Below are 14,952 nucleotides of genomic sequence, written 5' to 3'. Positions count from 1 at the left end.
TACACTGGAACTTCCCCCCGGGAAGTACCTCGATTCGGGACCTCTCGAACGACTGGTGGTTTGATGTAGCAGGGTCTCCTGGGGCTTATGTGACCCTCACCTCGTATGCCGTGGGAACTCACTACCCTCTCTGCGCTGGGATTTGTCGCTGCCGGCGTCCACGCGGTACTCGTCGTCGTCGGCTGGCGGTACCGTGACTCGCGGTGCGGTATCGAAATCGCCGCACTGCACTTCGTGGTGGGGCTGTCGGCCCTCTCGTACTCGGTGCTCTTAGGGTTCGATTCGGTCGCGGCCCAGCGGCAGTGGTGGCAACTCACGTTCGCGCTGTCCAGCGCGGTGCCGATGCTGTGGCTGCTTCTCGTGGTCCAGTACGTGAGCCGCTCGCAGTGGCTGACGCGGACCCGCGCGGCGCTCCTGGCGCTGGAACCCGTCGTGGTCATCCTCGCGACGTTGACGAACGGCTTCACCCACCTCGTCTGGCGCGTTCCGGCCGAATCGGTCGCGGCTAACGGGGCGCTCCCTGTGTCGTTCGGCCCGCTCTACTACGCGCACATCGTGGTCGCCTACACTGCCGTCGTCGTCGGGATGGGACTCATCATCCTCGTCGGTATCCGGATGTCGCTGCTCTACTGGAAGCAGGTCGCGGTGCTGGCGATCGCCCCGCTCCCGCCGTTCGTCTCGCATATGGCATTCCTCCTCGGCGTGAGTCCCGTTCCGGGCGTCAACCTGACCGTGTTCGCGTTCACGATCACCGGGGCGCTCCTGGTGGCCGGGCTCTATCACTACGACCTGCTCGAACGGATGCCGGTCGCTCGCCGCCGTGCCTTCGAGGCGATGGGCGACGGACTGATCGTGTTGGATTCCGACCGCGTCGTCGTCGACGCCGACGAGACGGCCAGCCGAGTTCTCGATCCGCCACCCGAGGCGGGGACCCCCGTCAGCGAACTCTTCCCGGAACAGGGATTCGAACAGTTACACGAGACCACTGTCACCGATGCCAACAACCTCGCGTACGACGTCCGTGTCTCGGATCTGACCGACACCCGCGGCGACGAGGTCGGATACGCGCTGGCGCTCCGCGACGTCACGGGCCGGCACCGCTACGAACAGCGGCTCGAAGTCGCCAACCGGATCCTCCGGCACAACCTCCGGAACGATATGAACGTGGTCCGGGGGTACGCCGACGTCGTAGCGGGTGGCTCTGCCGACGACGTCGAGCAGGCCGCAGCGTCGATCCTCGATCGGACCGACGACCTCCTCACGGTCAGCGACAAGGCCCGGAAAGTATCACAGCTCAACGACACCCACACGCAGAGTCCCGCCACGCACGACGTGAGTGAGATCGTCGCGAGCACCGTCCGCAGCGCCCGCCGTGCGTACCCGGCTGTCGGCTTCACGTGTCGGGGCCAGGAGCACGCGAGAGCCGAACTCACGGACGCGACGGCGATCACAACGGCGATCGAGGAACTGACCGACCTGCTCGTCGCGGAAGCCGAGGTGGCCCGTGAAGATCTCGCGTTGTCGATCAGCGTCACCAGTGACAGTCCGACGGGGACGGTCACCGTTCGGATCGAATCCAACGGCCCGGACATCCCCGCCGTCGACCGGGAGGCGCTCGACGCCGGATCGGAGACGCCGCTCCAGCACGCTGAGGGGCTCGGGCTCTGGCTCGCGTACTGGTGCGTGATCGAGAACGGCGGCTCGCTCCGCTTCGACGACGAGGAGGTGTCCAGCGACGACGATATCTCACCGGCGAGTGGCGCGGGCGACGATGGTCGATCGCTCGACACCCCGCGGTCGTTGCGTACCGTGGCCGTCATCCAGCTCCCGGGATCGGCGACGGAGTGACCCCGGCCTCGGCCCTGCGGCGAACAGTTTTAGCACGGTGCGCCCGATGTGACAGCAACCAGTGGACAGAACGACCGCCCGTCGGGTCGCCGTCGCCCTCCTGGCCGTCGTCGCACTCGCAGCGGCGGCTGCGACGATCGAGACGACCGTAACGGGCGGGGCCGGTGGGGGCTTCGGGTTCGGCTCGAGCGGTAGCGTCGGTGACAGCCCCGAACCCGTGATCGGCGTCCCGGTGAGCCAGAGCGCCTTCCGCGCCGTCGTGATCTGCGTCCCGTTTCTCGCCCGGCCGCCCGTCGTCGCCGGACTCGTGGCCGTCGCCCTCGTCGGCCACTATCTCGTCTACCGCGAGACGGAGTCGCTCGGTGCCGTCGCCGCCACTGCTGTGGGTGTCGGCCTCCCGTTGGCGCTGTTGTGGGGGCTGCTCGTGGCCTGCCAGCTCGAGTCCGGGCCGATCTTCCGGTTCGGCTTCTTCGGTTCCGACGGTGGGGCTCTGTTCCCATCCGGTGGCGGTGCCTTCGGTCTCGGGGGGAGCGACGGTGGCACGGTCGCCACGCCGACGGCGGTCTTCGGCCTCGCTCTGTTCGTCGCGCTCGTCGCTGCCGTCGTCCTCTTAGTGGCGTCGACCGGGGACGCCATCACGCAGGACGACGAGACCGAGGAGTCAGAGTCGACACCGCCGGCGGACGTTCGCGAAGTGGGGCGGGCCGCGGGGGCGGCAGCCGACCGCCTCGAGGGCGACGCCGACGTCGGCAACGAGGTGTACCGCGCGTGGGTGGAGATGACCGCCCACCTCGACGTCGAGCGGCCGGCTTCGAGCACGCCCGGCGAGTTCGCCGCCGCGGCGGTCGACGCCGGAATGGATCCCGACGACGTCGACGAACTCACCCACCTGTTCGAGGCGGTCCGCTACGGTGACGAGGGCGTCACCGACGCCCGCGCCGAACGGGCCGTCGCGGCGCTCAGGCGCATCGAATCGGCGTACGCCGGTGAGGAGTCGTGAACGAGTCGGACGTGCTGACCGCCCTCGGCGGACTGGGCGTGCTTCTCGGCATCGCCGGCTTCGCGGGGGTCCTCATCCCGGGGCTGAACGCCTCGTTCGTCTTCGTCGCGCTGGTCGGCGTCCTCGCCGGCGTGCAGGGCGCGAGGTACCTCATCCGCCGCTCGGGCCTCGATTACGCCGCGACCGACCCCGGCGATCCGGAGCGGCGGTATCAGGTCCCGGTTCCGGGCGACGAGATCCGCGGCCACGACGGCTACCGAAGTGGACGGGGACGCGCCGGGAGACGACGGTCGGGGTCGGGTCGGCGGCGTCGAGGACGCGTCCCGCGGACCCTCCGGCGACGGATCGAAGCGGCGACGGTCGAGACGATTCGGCTCCGCGAGCACTGCTCCGCCGCGGAAGCCGAGCGCCGCATCGAGGCGGGGACCTGGACGGACGACCCGATCGCGGCGCGGTATCTCGGGGCCGACGTCCCGCTGTCGCTTTCGACTCGGGTCCGGCGGCTCCTCGCCCGCAGTCCGCGACAAGCACAGGCCGCCAGAGCGCTCGACGCGCTGGAGGCACTCCGGAACGAATCGGCCGAACGTGCGGCGATAGGATCGGGTGGCACGGCTGACAGAGCCGACGGCGACGCCGATGCCGAAGCCGACGGGGCCAACTCGGTCGCGGAGGGACGGACCTGATGCGCCGCATCGACACCAACCGCTGGGTCGGCATCGACGGTGCGGCGCTGGTGGCCGGCGCGGCCGGCGTGCTCTTTCAGCGCCCCGCGCTCCTGCTCGTGGCCGCCCTCGGTGTCGTGTACACGGCCTACGCGTGGTTCGGCGACGCGCCGGAGCCCCAGCTCGCGGTCGAGCGACGGGTCGGCAACGCGGACCCCGATCCCGAGGCCGAGGTCGACGTGACAGTCGAGGTCCGAAACGTCGGTTCACGAACGCTGACCGACCTCCGACTCGTCGACGGCGTGCCGCCGGCCCTCGCCGTGACTGACGGCTCGCCGCGCCACGGCACCGCACTCCGTCCCGGGGCCGGGACGACGTTCTCCTACACCGTCGAGGCCGTGCGCGGCGCGCACGAGTGGGAACCGCTCACCGCGATCACGCGGTCTCCCAGCGGGAGCCGAGAGCAGTCGGTCGACGTCGAGGCGGCGGAACCGACCTCGCTGTCGTGCACCCCGACGCTGGAGGCGATCGAGACGCTGCCGCTTCGCGGACTGACGACGCCGTACGCGGGCCGCGTCTCGACCGACGTCACCGGCTCGGGGCTGGAGTTCTCCTCCACGCGCGAGTACCGTCGCGGGGACCCGCTCTCGCGGATCGACTGGAACCGCTACGCTCGAACGGGCGAACTCTCGACAGTCGAGTTCCGCCAGGAGCGCGCCGCCGCGGTCGTCCTCCTCGTCGACGCCCGCGAGACGGCTTACGTCGCCCCGGACCGGGAACACCGAAACGCCGTCGAGCGGAGCGTCGACGCGGCCGCACAGGCGTTCGCGTCGCTACTCGACGCGGGCGACCGCGTCGGCATCGCCGCGCTGTCGCCGCGGGAGTGCTGGCTCGCGCCGGGGGCCGGGCGGGATCACCGGAACCGGGGGCGTGAGTTGCTCGCCTCGCACCCGGCGCTCGCGCCGACGCCGCCGGAGCAGTCCTACCTGTCGTCGTCGGCGATCAGGCGACTCCGCCGGCGTCTCCCCGCGGACGCACAGGTGCTGTTCTTCTCGCCGCTGATCGACGAGCGGGCCGTCGAGGTCGCCCGCGGACTCGACGCGCGCGGGCATCCGGTCACCGTCGTCTCGCCGGACGCGACGGCGACCGACACGGTGGGTCGCCGCCTGGCGCGACTCGAACGTCGGAACCGTCTGACCCGCTTGCGGCGCGCGGGGCTCCGCGTCGTCGACTGGGGCGCCGAACCGCTCGGCGCACGCGTCGCCCGCGCCGAACGGCGGTGGTCGGGATGACCCGACAGCGGGTGACAGCGCGGCCGCCGACGTTCGCGGCGTCGCTGGCGCTGCTCGCCGGCTTTGCCTCGGTGCTCGCGCTCGCAGTCGGGTCGTTCGGCGCGCTCGCAGCGGGGACGGCAGGGGCCGTCCTGCTGGCAGGGGGACTGTACGCCGCCTCTCGACGCGTCGTGGCGTTCGCGGGCGGTGCCTTCCTCCTCGGGATTCTCGTGGCCGGCGCTCGCGGTGCGGCGGCGGAGCCACTCCTGCTCGCCGCGCTCGGGGCCGTCCTCGCGTGGGACCTCGGAGCGTTCGCGGTCGGCGTCGGCGAGCAACTCGGGCGCGAGGCCGACACTGCGCGACTGACCATCGTCCACGCCGCGTCCGGCCTCCTCGTCGGGGTCGTCGGCGCGGGCGTGCTCTACGGCGTCTTCCTCGGTACCCAGGGCGGTCAGCCCGCGTCCGCCGTCGCGTCGCTCCTCGTCGGCGTCGTCATTCTCGTCGCCGTGCTCCGTCGCTGATCCGCGGGGCGCACACGTCGCGGCCGCGACTCCGCCCGGGCCTCACGCCGGGCCGTCGGCCTCGACAGTCGGCACGTCGACGCGGTCGAGTACGTCGGCGACGACGTCGGCGGCCGCGACGTCGTCGACCCGCGCGTCGGGCGTCAGGACGACGCGGTGTGCGAGCACCGGATCGGCGACGCGCTTCACGTCGTCGGGCGTGACGAACGAGCGCCCCTCGAGGATCGCCTGCGCGCGGACCGCCTCGAGCAGGCGCTGGGTTCCCCGCGGCGAGACGCCAACCTCGACGTGTCGATGCTCGCGGGTGGCGCGCGCCACCCTGGCGACGTACTCGAGGACGTCGTCGTCGACTCGCACGGACTCCGGTGCGCGGCGGAGTTCGCGAACGGCCTCGCGATCGAGCACTGCCCCGACACTCGGTGAGCGCGCCTCGCGATCGACGCGTCGGCGGAGCAGTTCGATCTCGCCCGCTTCGTCGGGGTAGCCGATCGCGGTCTGCACGACGAAGCGGTCGACCTGCGCCTCCGGCAGCGGGAACGTCCCCTCGCTCTCGACGGGGTTCTGGGTCGCGATCACGAAGAACGGGTCCGGGAGCTGGTGGGTCTCGCCGTCGACGGTCACCTGTCGCTCCTCCATCGCCTCTAAGAGCGCTGCCTGTGTCTTCGGCGGCGCGCGGTTGATCTCGTCGGCGAGAACGACGTTCGCGAAGATCGGTCCCTCACTGAACTCGAAGGTCCGCTCGCGCTCGTCGAACACGTTCGTCCCCGTCACGTCCGCGGGGAGCAGGTCGGGCGTGAACTGGACGCGCGAGAAGGAGAGGCCCAGCGCCCGCGCGACGCTGCGGGCGGTGAGGGTCTTGCCGGTGCCAGGGACGTCTTCGAGGAGGACGTGGCCGCGAGCGAGGACGCCGAGGAGGACGCGTTCGAGGAAGCGCTCGTCGGCGATGACAGCCGTCGACACTTCGGCGCGGACGGACTCGCAGGCGGCGGTCGCGTCGTCGAGGTCCATACCGTCGTCTGTTCCGGCGCGGGCTTATATCGTCGCATCGGACGACCGTCGAACGCCGGGACTCCGCCGAAATCGAAACCGATTAAACGCGTCACCGACCACTATCGACTGCAGCCGAGGTAGCCTAGCCTGGCCAAGGCGGTAGATTCGAAATCTACTGTCCATTCGGACACGTGAGTTCAAATCTCACCCTCGGCGCTTCTGTACGACTCACCCCCGGAGCGGCGCGCTCGTCGCGCCGCTGGACGCGGTAGTCGTGATGGTGCAGCACGGAAGATTTGAAACAGGGAGCGTCGCGAGCGGCGCGAGTACCGCGACTGAGGTTCAAATCTCACCCTCGGCGCTTCTGTACGACTCACCCCCGGAGCGGCGCGCTCGTCGCGCCGCGGGCCGTACCGATCGCAGCAGCGCGATCCCCGAGCGACGCCCTCGCTCGAAGCGTCACAAGTGCCCCGCTGTGCTCGATCGCAATCTGTAGCGTCACCCACCGCTGTCTCCCGATTTCACTTTCACTCCGCTAGGCTGACTTACATACCGATTCCCGCCGATAGTGGAGATATGCACGCAACGGCCATCGACGACCCGACGGCGGAACGCAAAAGCGAGACGCGACGGATCGACGTCACTGACGTCGAGACGGCGCAGGTCGCGGCGTACGCGGCGACCTGTGAGTCCGTTCGCTTCGAACGGCGCGGCGGCTGGACGTACCTCGTCGAAGAGCGGTAGCGCCGAGCCGCTGCACCGCTGCATTCCCGGCGGGGTCGCTCACGACTCGGCGACGGGGTCGCCGTCGAGCCCTGCCTGCTCGCCGGTGTCCGACGTCCGACCGCCCGCCGCGTCCGCGGCCTCGCTCCCGTGATGCCGCGTCCGCCGACCGATCAGATACGCGTCGGCGTCGGATCGATCGTCGGGATTGGCCGTCCGAACCCACACCGTCGACCCGCCCTGCGCGGTCAGTCCCGCGGCCCACGTTTCGGCGTCCGCACGGCTGTCGAAGCGGTGGCGACTCCCCGACCGCTGGACCAGATTCCCGGCCGCGGCGTTCGTCCGTCGCGCCGACGGCTTCACGTCGACGACGTACTCGCTCACACCGGCGGCTACGGGACGCGGTTACTTCATCGTGCGGTCCCGCCCCGTATCGAACAGCGGGCACGCCGGCGGTGTCAGTCGTCCGCCAGCGTTTCCTCGGGGCCGCTTTCGGTGCTCGGCGCGTCGGTCGACAGGAGACGGTCGAGCGCTTCGACCATCGCGTCGACGCTGCAGCGGGTGATGTCGGAGTCCGAGGTGGCGACGGTCACCGTCCGGTCGCCCTTCGACATCTCCACCTCGACGGTGACGACGGCGTCGGTGCCGCCGGTGATCGCGTCGACGTGGTAGGACTCCAGTTGGGCGTCGGCCTCGGAGCCGAGTGCGGCCCGGACGGCCTCGACGGCGGCGTCGACGGGGCCGCTGCCGGTCCCGGACGCGACGCGCTCGTCGTCGCCGACGCGCAGGCGGACCGAGGCTGTCGGCGTTCCGCCGCCCGAGGCGGCGGTGAGATCTAAGAGCTCGACGTGACGGTCTCGCTCGCGACCCTGGACGTCCTCGGCGATTGCGAGCAGGTCGGCGTCGGTGACGCGCTTGTCGCGGTCGCCGAGGCGCTTGACGCGCTCGACGATGGCCGCGAGTTCTTCTTCGTCCACGTCGACGTCGTGCTCTTCGAGCGCGGCACGGACGCCGGCGCGGCCGGCGTGCTTTCCGAGGACGAGCCGGCGCTCTCGACCCACCATCTCCGGTGGATACGGCTCGTACATCGTGTCGTCTTTCAGGGTGCCGTCGGTGTGGATGCCGCTCTCGTGGGTGAACGCGTTCTCGCCGACGACCGCCTTGTTCGGCGGCAGCGGGACGCCCGTCGCGTGAGAGACCTGCTGGGCGAGGTCGTACACCTGTTCGAGGTCCATCGTCTCGACGCCGTATCCGTGCGCCAGCGCGATCGCGACCTCCTCGAGGGCGACGTTGCCGGCGCGCTCGCCGATGCCGTTGATCGTGCCGTGCACGAGGTCCGCGCCGGCCGCGAGGCTGGCCCAGACGTTCGTCATCCCCAACCCGAGGTCGTCGTGGGTGTGGGTCGATACCGGCCCGAGGTCGGCCAGCCGGGAGACGTACTCGTAGGTCGTCTCCGGGGTAGCGTGCCCGACGGTATCGGCGTAACACGACCGGTCCGCACCGGCCTCGAGCGCCTCGCGCATCAGGCGTTCGAGGAAGTCCAGGTCGGCGCGAGAGCCGTCCTCGCCGATGACCTCGACCCAGAGGTCGTGGTCCTTGGCGTACGCGACGAGGTCACCGGTGTTCTCGACCACCTCGTCGTGGGTCGTGCCGACCTTTCGCTCGACGTGCTTGTCGCTCGCAGGAACGACGATCGTCACGCCGTCGACGCCGCAGTCGAGCGCGAGGTCGATGTCGTTCCGGACGCCGCGGGCGAAACTCGTCACGGTCGCGTCGAGGTCGAGCGCGGTCACCTGGCGGATGGTCTCGCGCTCGCCCTCACCGGTGCAGGCGCTCCCGGCCTCGATGAACTCGATTCCGGCGCGGTCGAGCGACCGCGCGATGTCGGCCTTCTCGTCCGGCGTGAGCGAGACACCCGGGGCCTGTTCGCCGTCTCGGAGCGTCGTGTCCAGCAGCTGTACAGAGTCGTCAGAATCCACGGTGGATGCGAGGGGGTTGTCGGGGTTACCCCCGAATAAATCGACCACGAGTCATGTACTCACACGGACTGTGTTCACGCAGCTACTTAAACTGACGCTTCTCGGCACGGTGTCTCACTCGCCCCGCTCAATCGACGACGTGGACGGTGTCTCCGGGTTCGACGCCGTCTGCGGCGCCCGCCGGGAGTTCGACCACCGTATCGGCCGTCGCGGCCCCGATGCCGCGCCACGCCCGCAGCCGTTTTTTCGCGACCACTTCGCTGCCGACGAGCCACAGCGCGTCGAGGTCGAACGGGACGAAGACCATATGGAGGTCGCGGCGCTCGGCATCGTCGAACTGGAACACCATCGCGTAGTCGTCGGGAATCGACCGCCGAAACATCAGACCGCGCGCCCGTGAGAGAAACGTATCCGCCACCTCGACGTCGGCCGCGAGTGTCCGACGATCGCCCCCGCTGCGGTGTTCGAGTCGCACAGGCCCCGGTCTGCGGCCGGGCGGATAAATCGCTCGGCTGGGGTGTGGCGGTTCCCCGCGCGTTCGACTCCGGGCGCACCGGCGGATTCAACTCCCCGGAAGCCGGAGCCGTCGCCTATGCGGGAGACGCCAACAGGCACGCCGGTCGGCGTCGACGACCCCTACGACCACGCCGGGGTCTGTGATCACCTCACCGACGACGGGCGGTGTCGATTCGCGCTGACCCGCGCCGGCGACGATCCGGAGTTCGCCGCCGCCCGCCGCCGCGCCGACTACGACTGCGTGGCGGCCGACGACGACCGGGAGTTCCGCGACTGTCCGCACTACCGTTCGACGACGGACGGCCGTGCGTGCGTCCGCTGCGGGTTGGAGTCGGTTCGGATGGCTCACGACGACTCGCGGCCCCTCCTGGAGGAACACCACCTCTCGTACGGGAGCGCGAGCGGTCAGGGGGAGGACGGGGACCCGACGCACGAGATCACGGTCGCGCTGTGCCGGTGGTGTCACGCGAAGATCCACGAGTCGTTCGCCCGGATCGACGACGACGCCGAACCCGACCCGGACGCGTTCGCGGCCCGCGAGGAACGCCGCGCGAAAGAACAGTCGGAGTTCGGTTTCACCTCCGCGCGGGAGCGCCGCGACGGCGATTCCGAGGGGTGACGGTCGCGACCGACGACGACGCCGATTCCGAGCGGTGACCGTCGCGGCCGCCGGCGATGCCCGCGTTCACCCGTATCGCTCCGGGGACTCGATCACCGATTCAGGGGACCAAGACGACGGGGACGCCTCGCTCCGCTAAGACCTGTTCGACGGTGCTTCCGGCGAACGCCGCGTCGTCGAACGACGCTTCCTCGTAGCCCATCACCACCGCGTCGACGTCCTCGGTCTCGACGATGTCGAGGATCTCCTCCCGGAGGGACGCCATCGAGTCGACGTCGGTCACCGAGTGCTGGCGGATGTCCGCGTCGACGTCCCGTTCGTTCGCTAGCGACCGGATGTCGGCCACGCCCAGATTCTCCTCGAGGCTGATCGTCTCAGCGGAGAGTTCGACCGCCGTCACGCTGAGGTCGTCGTGACGGCCGAACACCTCGAACGCGTACCGGACCGCCCGTTCGCTCGTCGGCGATACCCCGAAGGCGCTCTGTGGCACCCGGCTCTCTACGGGAACGATGTCGAATGGCAGTAGCAGGTGCATACGCGGGGGTAGGGACGCAATAGTGTTAGCTCCTGACACCGTTCTCCGCTCGTGAGAATCGGCTGTCACGTCGGCGGGGCCCGTCGCCTGCGGAGACCGGGCACCTCTCGCGGCGTCGGCCGCGCAGGACCGGGCACGCCGTACGCACGCAGACCGGGCGCTTTTTGGCCTTGTTCGGTGTACTGTCCCCAACTGATGACCCGCATCGTCGTCATCGACAACCACGGTCAGTTCACGCACCTCGAGCGACGCGCGCTCCGGGACCTCGGCGTCGACGTCGAACTCGTCGACAACGACACGCCGCCCGAGGAGATCGACGCCGACGGACTCGTCCTTTCGGGCGGGCCGGACATCGACGACATCGGCAACTGCCCCGCGTACCTCGACCTCGAAATCCCCGTCTTCGGGATCTGTCTCGGGATGCAGATCCTCGCGGACGAACTCGGGGGGAGAGTCGACTCCGGTGACTACGGCGGCTACGCGGACGTCGACGTCGACATCCTCGACGGTGACGACCCGCTCGTCGGCTCGCTCGCGCCGAGGACCCGCGTGTGGGCGAGTCACGCCGACGAGGTCAAAGAGGTCCCCGAGGGCTTCTCGCACACGGCGACGTCCGACGTCTGCGACGTCGAGGCGATGAGCGATCCCGACCGCGACCGCTACGGCGTGCAGTGGCACCCGGAGGTCGCCCACACTGAGCGCGGCGAGGAGGTCTTCCGCAACTTCATCGACATCTGCGAGTAATCCGGACGCTGCGACCGCTCCGCCGATCAGATTCTCTTATGACATCCACACAAAGCGATCTTGCCGGCCTGTCTCGGTTCATCTTCCGTGCACCGAGGTGGTACACCAGTCTCGCGTTCGCCCTCCTCATCGCCGCCGTCGCCGGAGTCGCTGCGTTCGACTCCGGTGTCTACGCCCGCTCGTGGCGCGGCCTGTTCTTCTTTGGTCGCGACGCGTGGGAGGGGATCTTCTTCATCGGGATCCCGACAGTCGTCGCGGCGTTCGGCACGACCGGCCTCGACCGTCTCGTCGGCGGCAAACTCACGCACAACCGTTCGTCGCTCCTGGCGCTGATCTCGGAGGTCATCGTCGTCGCGATCGTCACGGGTGCGGCGATCGTCTCGGTATTCACCGGCCTCGGACAGCGGTTCGTCTTCGACGCGCTGGTCATCGCGCTCGCGTCGGTGTTCGCCTTCCGCCTGCTCGTCGTGATGGCGGTCTCGCGCTCGTCACTCCTGATCGCGTCGATTCCGGCGAGCCTCCAGACCGCCGCCGCCGCCGCTCTGCTGTTCATCTACAGCGGCACGCTCCGCCTCTTGGAAGTCGGCGGGTCGCTCCTCGACGTCTACCTGATGCCCTACCTGGCGCGCTCGGCGGACGCGCCGGCGGAGTTGTCTGCGATCTCCGCGCAGCACTTCGTCCTTCTCGGGGTCACCTGCGGACTCTACGCGCTGGCGGTCTACGCGTTCATCGTCGCCGTCGATCGGCCGTGGCGGCGGAGCCTCGGGGTCTCGATGCTCGACTTCCTCCGCGGCTTCGTCGGCCACGTCGCCGAGGGGTCCCGCGAACTCGAGGAGTTCTTCCAGCAACTGGGCGAGGAAGCGCTGGTGCCCGTCTCGGTTCTCTCCTTCCGCACTCCGGAGGGCGAAAAGGCCCGGTTCGTCCTCCCGATGATCCACCCGGGCCCGATGGGCGAGATCGGCGGCGGTAACTTCCCCGAGCGGGTCGCACGAGACTGCTCGGCGCTCGTCTTCCCGCCGCACGCCACCGCCGGCCACGACTTCAATCTCGTGACCGAACGGGAGGTCGACACGATCCTCGACGCCGCGCGAACGGCGGCCGACCGGATCTCCTACGACACGGCAGCGACGCAGAGTGTCCGCGTCCAATCGGGCGAGAACTCGATGCTGGGGCAGGCCTTCGGCGACGATGCCCTCCTGGTGTCGACCTACGCGCCCGGCTTTGCCGACGACGTGGAGTACGGTGTCGGGCTCTCTGCGGCCGCAGAAGCACGCACAAGCGGCCTCGACAACGTCGTCCTCGTCGATGCCCACAACTCCAACGACGGCCTGAACGGCCCGGATCTGGGCCACGTCACGCCCGGCTCACAGCGCGCGTTCGATATGATCGGGGCGGCCGGCATCACCGGTCAGCGGCTCTCGACGGCCGACCGCAGCGACATCGAACTCGGCGTCGCCTGGGACGAGACCCCGTGGGAGCCAGCCGACGGGATCGGCCCGCTCGGGATTCGCGTCGCTGTCACGGTCGTGGACGGGCAGGAGACAGCGTACGTGCTGATCGACGGCAACAATATGGAGCCCGGGCTTCGCGGCGAACTCCACGACGCGGTCGTCGCCGAGGGGCCCCTCGACGAGGCGGAGGTGATGACGACCGACACCCACATCGTCAACAGCGTCGAGGCGGACAATCAGGTCGGTGCGGCCCTCGATTCGGCGGAGCTCGAACGCCTGGTCAGCGACCTCGTCGCCGAGGCCCGTGCGGACTGCGAGCCGGTCGAGGCCGGGGTGGCTGTCGAGCGCGCGGCGGTGACTGTCTTCGGGAACGACCGCACCGAGACGCTCGCCAGCCACGCCAACGCCGTCGTCGCGCTGGGCGGCGCGTTCGCCGTCTCGGTGATCCTCGCGGCCGTGGCTGTCAGTATCTTGATATTCCTGTTCGCGTAACGCGCGAGTTCGAATCGGGCCGGCCGGGTGCCGGTGTCAGCCGTCGTCTTCGAACAGTTCGTCGACGGCGTCGCGCGCCGTGCGCGCGGCCTCGTCGGCGACGGCTTGCTCGTCCTCGTCGGCGTCGTCGGGGGCGTTGACGTAGACGTCGACGTCGAGAACGCCCTCTTCGAACGTCACAGTCACGTCGAAGTCGGTGAGTTCCGACTGCTTGTAGTGGGCGAGAATCACGCCCTCTGCGGCCTCGGCGGCCGTCTGGACGACCGTTTCGTCACTCGGCATCGACTTACGCGCCGCCGGCGCCGCCGGGGCCCATCGGGCCGCCGCCCGCGCCACCCTGGAGCATCTGCTGGAGCTCCTGCTGGAGGCTCTCGAACTGCTCTTCGACGCGCTCTTCCTGCTTCGTCAGCTGTTCGACGCGGATCTCGAGACTGTCGACTTTGTCGTCGAGTTCCTCGTGTGCCTCGTCGTACTCGGTCTCGACGAGCAGCTCGCCGACCTCGCGGTACATCGTGGTCCCCTCGTCGATCTCTTCGAGGGCTTCCAGCGCTGTCTTCGACTCGGTGAGCGTGGACTCGGCCTGCTCCTTCTGGGCGGCCACCTTCTGGGCGGTGTCCTGGAGGTCCTGCAGCTCTTCGAGTTTCTCTTGCGCTTCCGGCGGCAGATTACCCTGCATATCCGTGGCGACGGGATGCGGACTGAAAAAGGCCCGTATTCTCCGCTCGCGGACGCGGCGACCGCGTCACGTCCGCTACCCCTCGTCTCCGTGAGTCGCGCTCTCACTCGACGGTGCGTCCCCGCACGCGTCGTCGCCGGCTGGCACGCTCTCGGGACCTCGCGATGCGGCGTCGTCTGCGACCGCCTCCGCGACGTCGACGAGTCGTAGCCACGTGTTCAGCCCCGCGCGCACTGCGACGAGGTCGGTCGCCTCGACGTCGAGGCTGACGCGGTCGTCCTCGTGTACGAGCTCGGCTCCCGAGCGATCGTCGTCGATCTCGCCGACTTCGACGCCCGCGCTCTCGGCGACGATGCGAGCGCGCCGCTGGGTCGGGTAGGTAAAATCGATTGCTGCCGCGTGAACGACGTCGTCGCCGTCTGCGGGTGACTCTGGCGCTGTCATCGGCGGCGGACGCAGCCAGCGTTACTCGACCGGGACTTCCTTGACGTCCGGTGCGCGCTCCTTCAGGAGGACGCGGTGTCCGCAATAGGGACAGCGCACGCCGCCGTACTCGTCCAGTTCGACGTCGCGCTTACACCGGGAACACTTGTAGCTCATCTGTATAGTAGTCGGGGCTGTTGGCTGATGCGTACGTTACTCTTCGTCGCCGGAGAGTGCGGCGCGGATGGAGCGGCGGACCTGCGTGCCGCCCGGGGTCTGCGGGCGGTACGTCCCGCCGGTGAAGACCTCGCCGGTCTCCTCGTTCTTCCAGATTCCGGGCTCCAGACGGGTGACGTCGTCCTCGTCGACCGTCGCGTTCCGCATCTCCGCTTCGATCTCCTTCACGCGTCGACGGGCGACCCGCCCGTATCGCGCTCCGAAGCGACCGGCGCTGCCGGTCGTTCGCGCCTTATTGTCGGCCATAGTACCGCGTTCTACCCCG

18 protein-coding genes, 1 tRNA gene and 1 pseudogene are annotated in these 14,952 nt (G+C 69.5%); 10 read left to right on the top strand and 10 right to left on the bottom strand.

Going from position 1 to position 14,952, the window contains the following annotated elements; translation table 11 throughout:
- The first annotated feature begins 105 nt into the window (after window positions 1-105).
- From BLU74_RS01295 to BLU74_RS01275, 5 genes are all read left to right on the top strand, one after another.
- Complete coding sequence (locus BLU74_RS01295; protein WP_089764277.1) at window positions 106-1,848, top strand: histidine kinase N-terminal 7TM domain-containing protein; 1,743 nt, start codon at window positions 106-108, stop codon at window positions 1,846-1,848.
- Window positions 1,849-1,909: 61 nt separating this feature from the next.
- Entirely contained in the window at window positions 1,910-2,848 is a 939-nt protein-coding gene (locus tag BLU74_RS01290) for a DUF4129 domain-containing protein (RefSeq protein ID WP_089764275.1), read from the top strand.
- The gene (locus BLU74_RS01285; RefSeq protein ID WP_175454527.1) at window positions 2,845-3,531 is read left to right on the top strand and encodes a DUF7269 family protein; all 687 of its coding nucleotides are present in this window, start codon (window positions 2,845-2,847) and stop codon (window positions 3,529-3,531) included. Before BLU74_RS01290 ends, BLU74_RS01285 begins: the two co-directional genes overlap by 4 nt.
- The gene (locus BLU74_RS01280) at window positions 3,528-4,802 is read left to right on the top strand and encodes a DUF58 domain-containing protein (RefSeq protein WP_175454555.1); all 1,275 of its coding nucleotides are present in this window, start codon (window positions 3,528-3,530) and stop codon (window positions 4,800-4,802) included. The genes BLU74_RS01285 and BLU74_RS01280 overlap by 4 nt, the downstream gene beginning before the upstream one ends.
- Entirely contained in the window at window positions 4,799-5,302 is a 504-nt protein-coding gene (locus tag BLU74_RS01275; protein ID WP_089765217.1) for a DUF7519 family protein, read from the top strand. Before BLU74_RS01280 ends, BLU74_RS01275 begins: the two co-directional genes overlap by 4 nt.
- Before the next feature lie 42 nt (window positions 5,303-5,344).
- On the opposite strand, the gene BLU74_RS01270 is transcribed toward BLU74_RS01275, so the two are convergent.
- Complete coding sequence (locus BLU74_RS01270; RefSeq protein WP_089764269.1) at window positions 5,345-6,310, bottom strand: AAA family ATPase; 966 nt, start codon at window positions 6,308-6,310, stop codon at window positions 5,345-5,347.
- Window positions 6,311-6,423: 113 nt separating this feature from the next.
- On the opposite strand from BLU74_RS01270, the gene BLU74_RS01265 reads away from it, so the two are divergent.
- Window positions 6,424-6,508: transfer RNA gene (locus BLU74_RS01265), tRNA-Ser, on the top strand.
- 360 nt (window positions 6,509-6,868) lie between these two features.
- Window positions 6,869-7,036: a hypothetical protein gene (locus tag BLU74_RS18725; protein WP_175454526.1), complete on the top strand. Its 168-nt coding sequence runs from the start codon at window positions 6,869-6,871 to the stop codon at window positions 7,034-7,036.
- 39 nt (window positions 7,037-7,075) lie between these two features.
- On the opposite strand, the gene BLU74_RS01260 is transcribed toward BLU74_RS18725, so the two are convergent.
- The 3 genes from BLU74_RS01260 to BLU74_RS01250 form a co-directional block, all read right to left on the bottom strand.
- Window positions 7,076-7,399, bottom strand: coding sequence for a DUF8081 domain-containing protein (locus BLU74_RS01260; RefSeq protein ID WP_175454525.1), 324 nt, complete (start codon window positions 7,397-7,399; stop codon window positions 7,076-7,078).
- Between the two features lie 74 nt (window positions 7,400-7,473).
- Window positions 7,474-9,042 (bottom strand): (R)-citramalate synthase, encoded by a 1,569-nt coding sequence (locus BLU74_RS01255; protein ID WP_089764266.1) that lies wholly within the window; start codon window positions 9,040-9,042, stop codon window positions 7,474-7,476.
- Between the two features lie 79 nt (window positions 9,043-9,121).
- A complete protein-coding gene (locus BLU74_RS01250) occupies window positions 9,122-9,469 on the bottom strand; it encodes a DUF192 domain-containing protein (RefSeq protein WP_089764264.1) in 348 nt (115 codons plus the stop codon).
- Between the two features lie 117 nt (window positions 9,470-9,586).
- On the opposite strand from BLU74_RS01250, the gene BLU74_RS01245 reads away from it, so the two are divergent.
- The gene (locus tag BLU74_RS01245) at window positions 9,587-10,129 is read left to right on the top strand and encodes a DUF7097 family protein (RefSeq protein WP_089764261.1); all 543 of its coding nucleotides are present in this window, start codon (window positions 9,587-9,589) and stop codon (window positions 10,127-10,129) included.
- A gap of 100 nt (window positions 10,130-10,229) precedes the next feature.
- Here BLU74_RS01245 and BLU74_RS01240 read toward each other — a convergent pair whose 3' ends face one another.
- Window positions 10,230-10,664, bottom strand: coding sequence for a universal stress protein (locus BLU74_RS01240; protein WP_089764258.1), 435 nt, complete (start codon window positions 10,662-10,664; stop codon window positions 10,230-10,232).
- A gap of 195 nt (window positions 10,665-10,859) precedes the next feature.
- On the opposite strand from BLU74_RS01240, the gene BLU74_RS01235 reads away from it, so the two are divergent.
- Both BLU74_RS01235 and BLU74_RS01230 read left to right on the top strand, forming a co-directional pair.
- Window positions 10,860-11,408 carry a GMP synthase subunit A gene (locus BLU74_RS01235; RefSeq protein WP_089764255.1) on the top strand — a complete coding sequence of 183 codons (549 nt, stop codon included), beginning with the start codon at window positions 10,860-10,862 and terminating at the stop codon, window positions 11,406-11,408.
- Window positions 11,409-11,446: 38 nt separating this feature from the next.
- Window positions 11,447-13,351: a DUF2070 family protein gene (locus tag BLU74_RS01230; protein WP_089764253.1), complete on the top strand. Its 1,905-nt coding sequence runs from the start codon at window positions 11,447-11,449 to the stop codon at window positions 13,349-13,351.
- A 36-nt stretch (window positions 13,352-13,387) separates the two neighbouring features.
- On the opposite strand, the gene BLU74_RS01225 is transcribed toward BLU74_RS01230, so the two are convergent.
- The 5 genes and pseudogenes from BLU74_RS01225 to BLU74_RS01205 form a co-directional block, all read right to left on the bottom strand.
- Complete coding sequence (locus BLU74_RS01225) at window positions 13,388-13,633, bottom strand: DUF3194 domain-containing protein (RefSeq protein ID WP_089764250.1); 246 nt, start codon at window positions 13,631-13,633, stop codon at window positions 13,388-13,390.
- A 4-nt stretch (window positions 13,634-13,637) separates the two neighbouring features.
- Window positions 13,638-14,027, bottom strand: a complete 390-nt coding sequence (locus BLU74_RS01220; RefSeq protein ID WP_089764247.1) for a prefoldin subunit beta — start codon at window positions 14,025-14,027, stop codon at window positions 13,638-13,640.
- 177 nt (window positions 14,028-14,204) lie between these two features.
- A pseudogene (locus tag BLU74_RS01215) lies at window positions 14,205-14,471 on the bottom strand (KEOPS complex subunit Pcc1); the annotation flags it as partial.
- Window positions 14,472-14,492: 21 nt separating this feature from the next.
- Entirely contained in the window at window positions 14,493-14,627 is a 135-nt protein-coding gene (locus BLU74_RS01210) for a DNA-directed RNA polymerase subunit P (RefSeq protein WP_089764242.1), read from the bottom strand.
- Window positions 14,628-14,663: 36 nt separating this feature from the next.
- A complete protein-coding gene (locus BLU74_RS01205) occupies window positions 14,664-14,933 on the bottom strand; it encodes an eL43 family ribosomal protein (RefSeq protein WP_089764239.1) in 270 nt (89 codons plus the stop codon).
- Window positions 14,934-14,952 lie beyond the last annotated feature (19 nt).

The organism is Halobellus clavatus (genome assembly GCF_900107195.1).
Taxonomy (GTDB): Archaea; Halobacteriota; Halobacteria; order Halobacteriales; family Haloferacaceae; genus Haloquadratum; species Haloquadratum clavatum.
The sequence above is the reverse complement of the archived record's forward strand: the minus strand, read 5'-3'. Positions and strand labels throughout refer to the sequence as shown.

Excerpts from the sequence above, each read along its gene's own strand:
- BLU74_RS01295 (WP_089764277.1), top strand. The coding sequence starts at position 106 with ATGCCGTGGGAACTCACTACCCTCTCTGCGCTGGGATTTGTCGCTGCC.
- BLU74_RS01275 (WP_089765217.1), top strand. The coding sequence starts at position 4,799 with ATGACCCGACAGCGGGTGACAGCGCGGCCGCCGACGTTCGCGGCGTCG.
- BLU74_RS01270 (WP_089764269.1), bottom strand. The coding sequence starts at position 6,310 with ATGGACCTCGACGACGCGACCGCCGCCTGCGAGTCCGTCCGCGCCGAA.
- BLU74_RS18725 (WP_175454526.1), top strand. The coding sequence starts at position 6,869 with ATGCACGCAACGGCCATCGACGACCCGACGGCGGAACGCAAAAGCGAG.
- BLU74_RS01245 (WP_089764261.1), top strand. The coding sequence starts at position 9,587 with ATGCGGGAGACGCCAACAGGCACGCCGGTCGGCGTCGACGACCCCTAC.
- BLU74_RS01240 (WP_089764258.1), bottom strand. The coding sequence starts at position 10,664 with ATGCACCTGCTACTGCCATTCGACATCGTTCCCGTAGAGAGCCGGGTG.
- BLU74_RS01235 (WP_089764255.1), top strand. The coding sequence starts at position 10,860 with ATGACCCGCATCGTCGTCATCGACAACCACGGTCAGTTCACGCACCTC.
- BLU74_RS01230 (WP_089764253.1), top strand. The coding sequence starts at position 11,447 with ATGACATCCACACAAAGCGATCTTGCCGGCCTGTCTCGGTTCATCTTC.
- BLU74_RS01225 (WP_089764250.1), bottom strand. The coding sequence starts at position 13,633 with ATGCCGAGTGACGAAACGGTCGTCCAGACGGCCGCCGAGGCCGCAGAG.
- BLU74_RS01220 (WP_089764247.1), bottom strand. The coding sequence starts at position 14,027 with ATGCAGGGTAATCTGCCGCCGGAAGCGCAAGAGAAACTCGAAGAGCTG.
- BLU74_RS01210 (WP_089764242.1), bottom strand. The coding sequence starts at position 14,627 with ATGAGCTACAAGTGTTCCCGGTGTAAGCGCGACGTCGAACTGGACGAG.
- BLU74_RS01205 (WP_089764239.1), bottom strand. The coding sequence starts at position 14,933 with ATGGCCGACAATAAGGCGCGAACGACCGGCAGCGCCGGTCGCTTCGGA.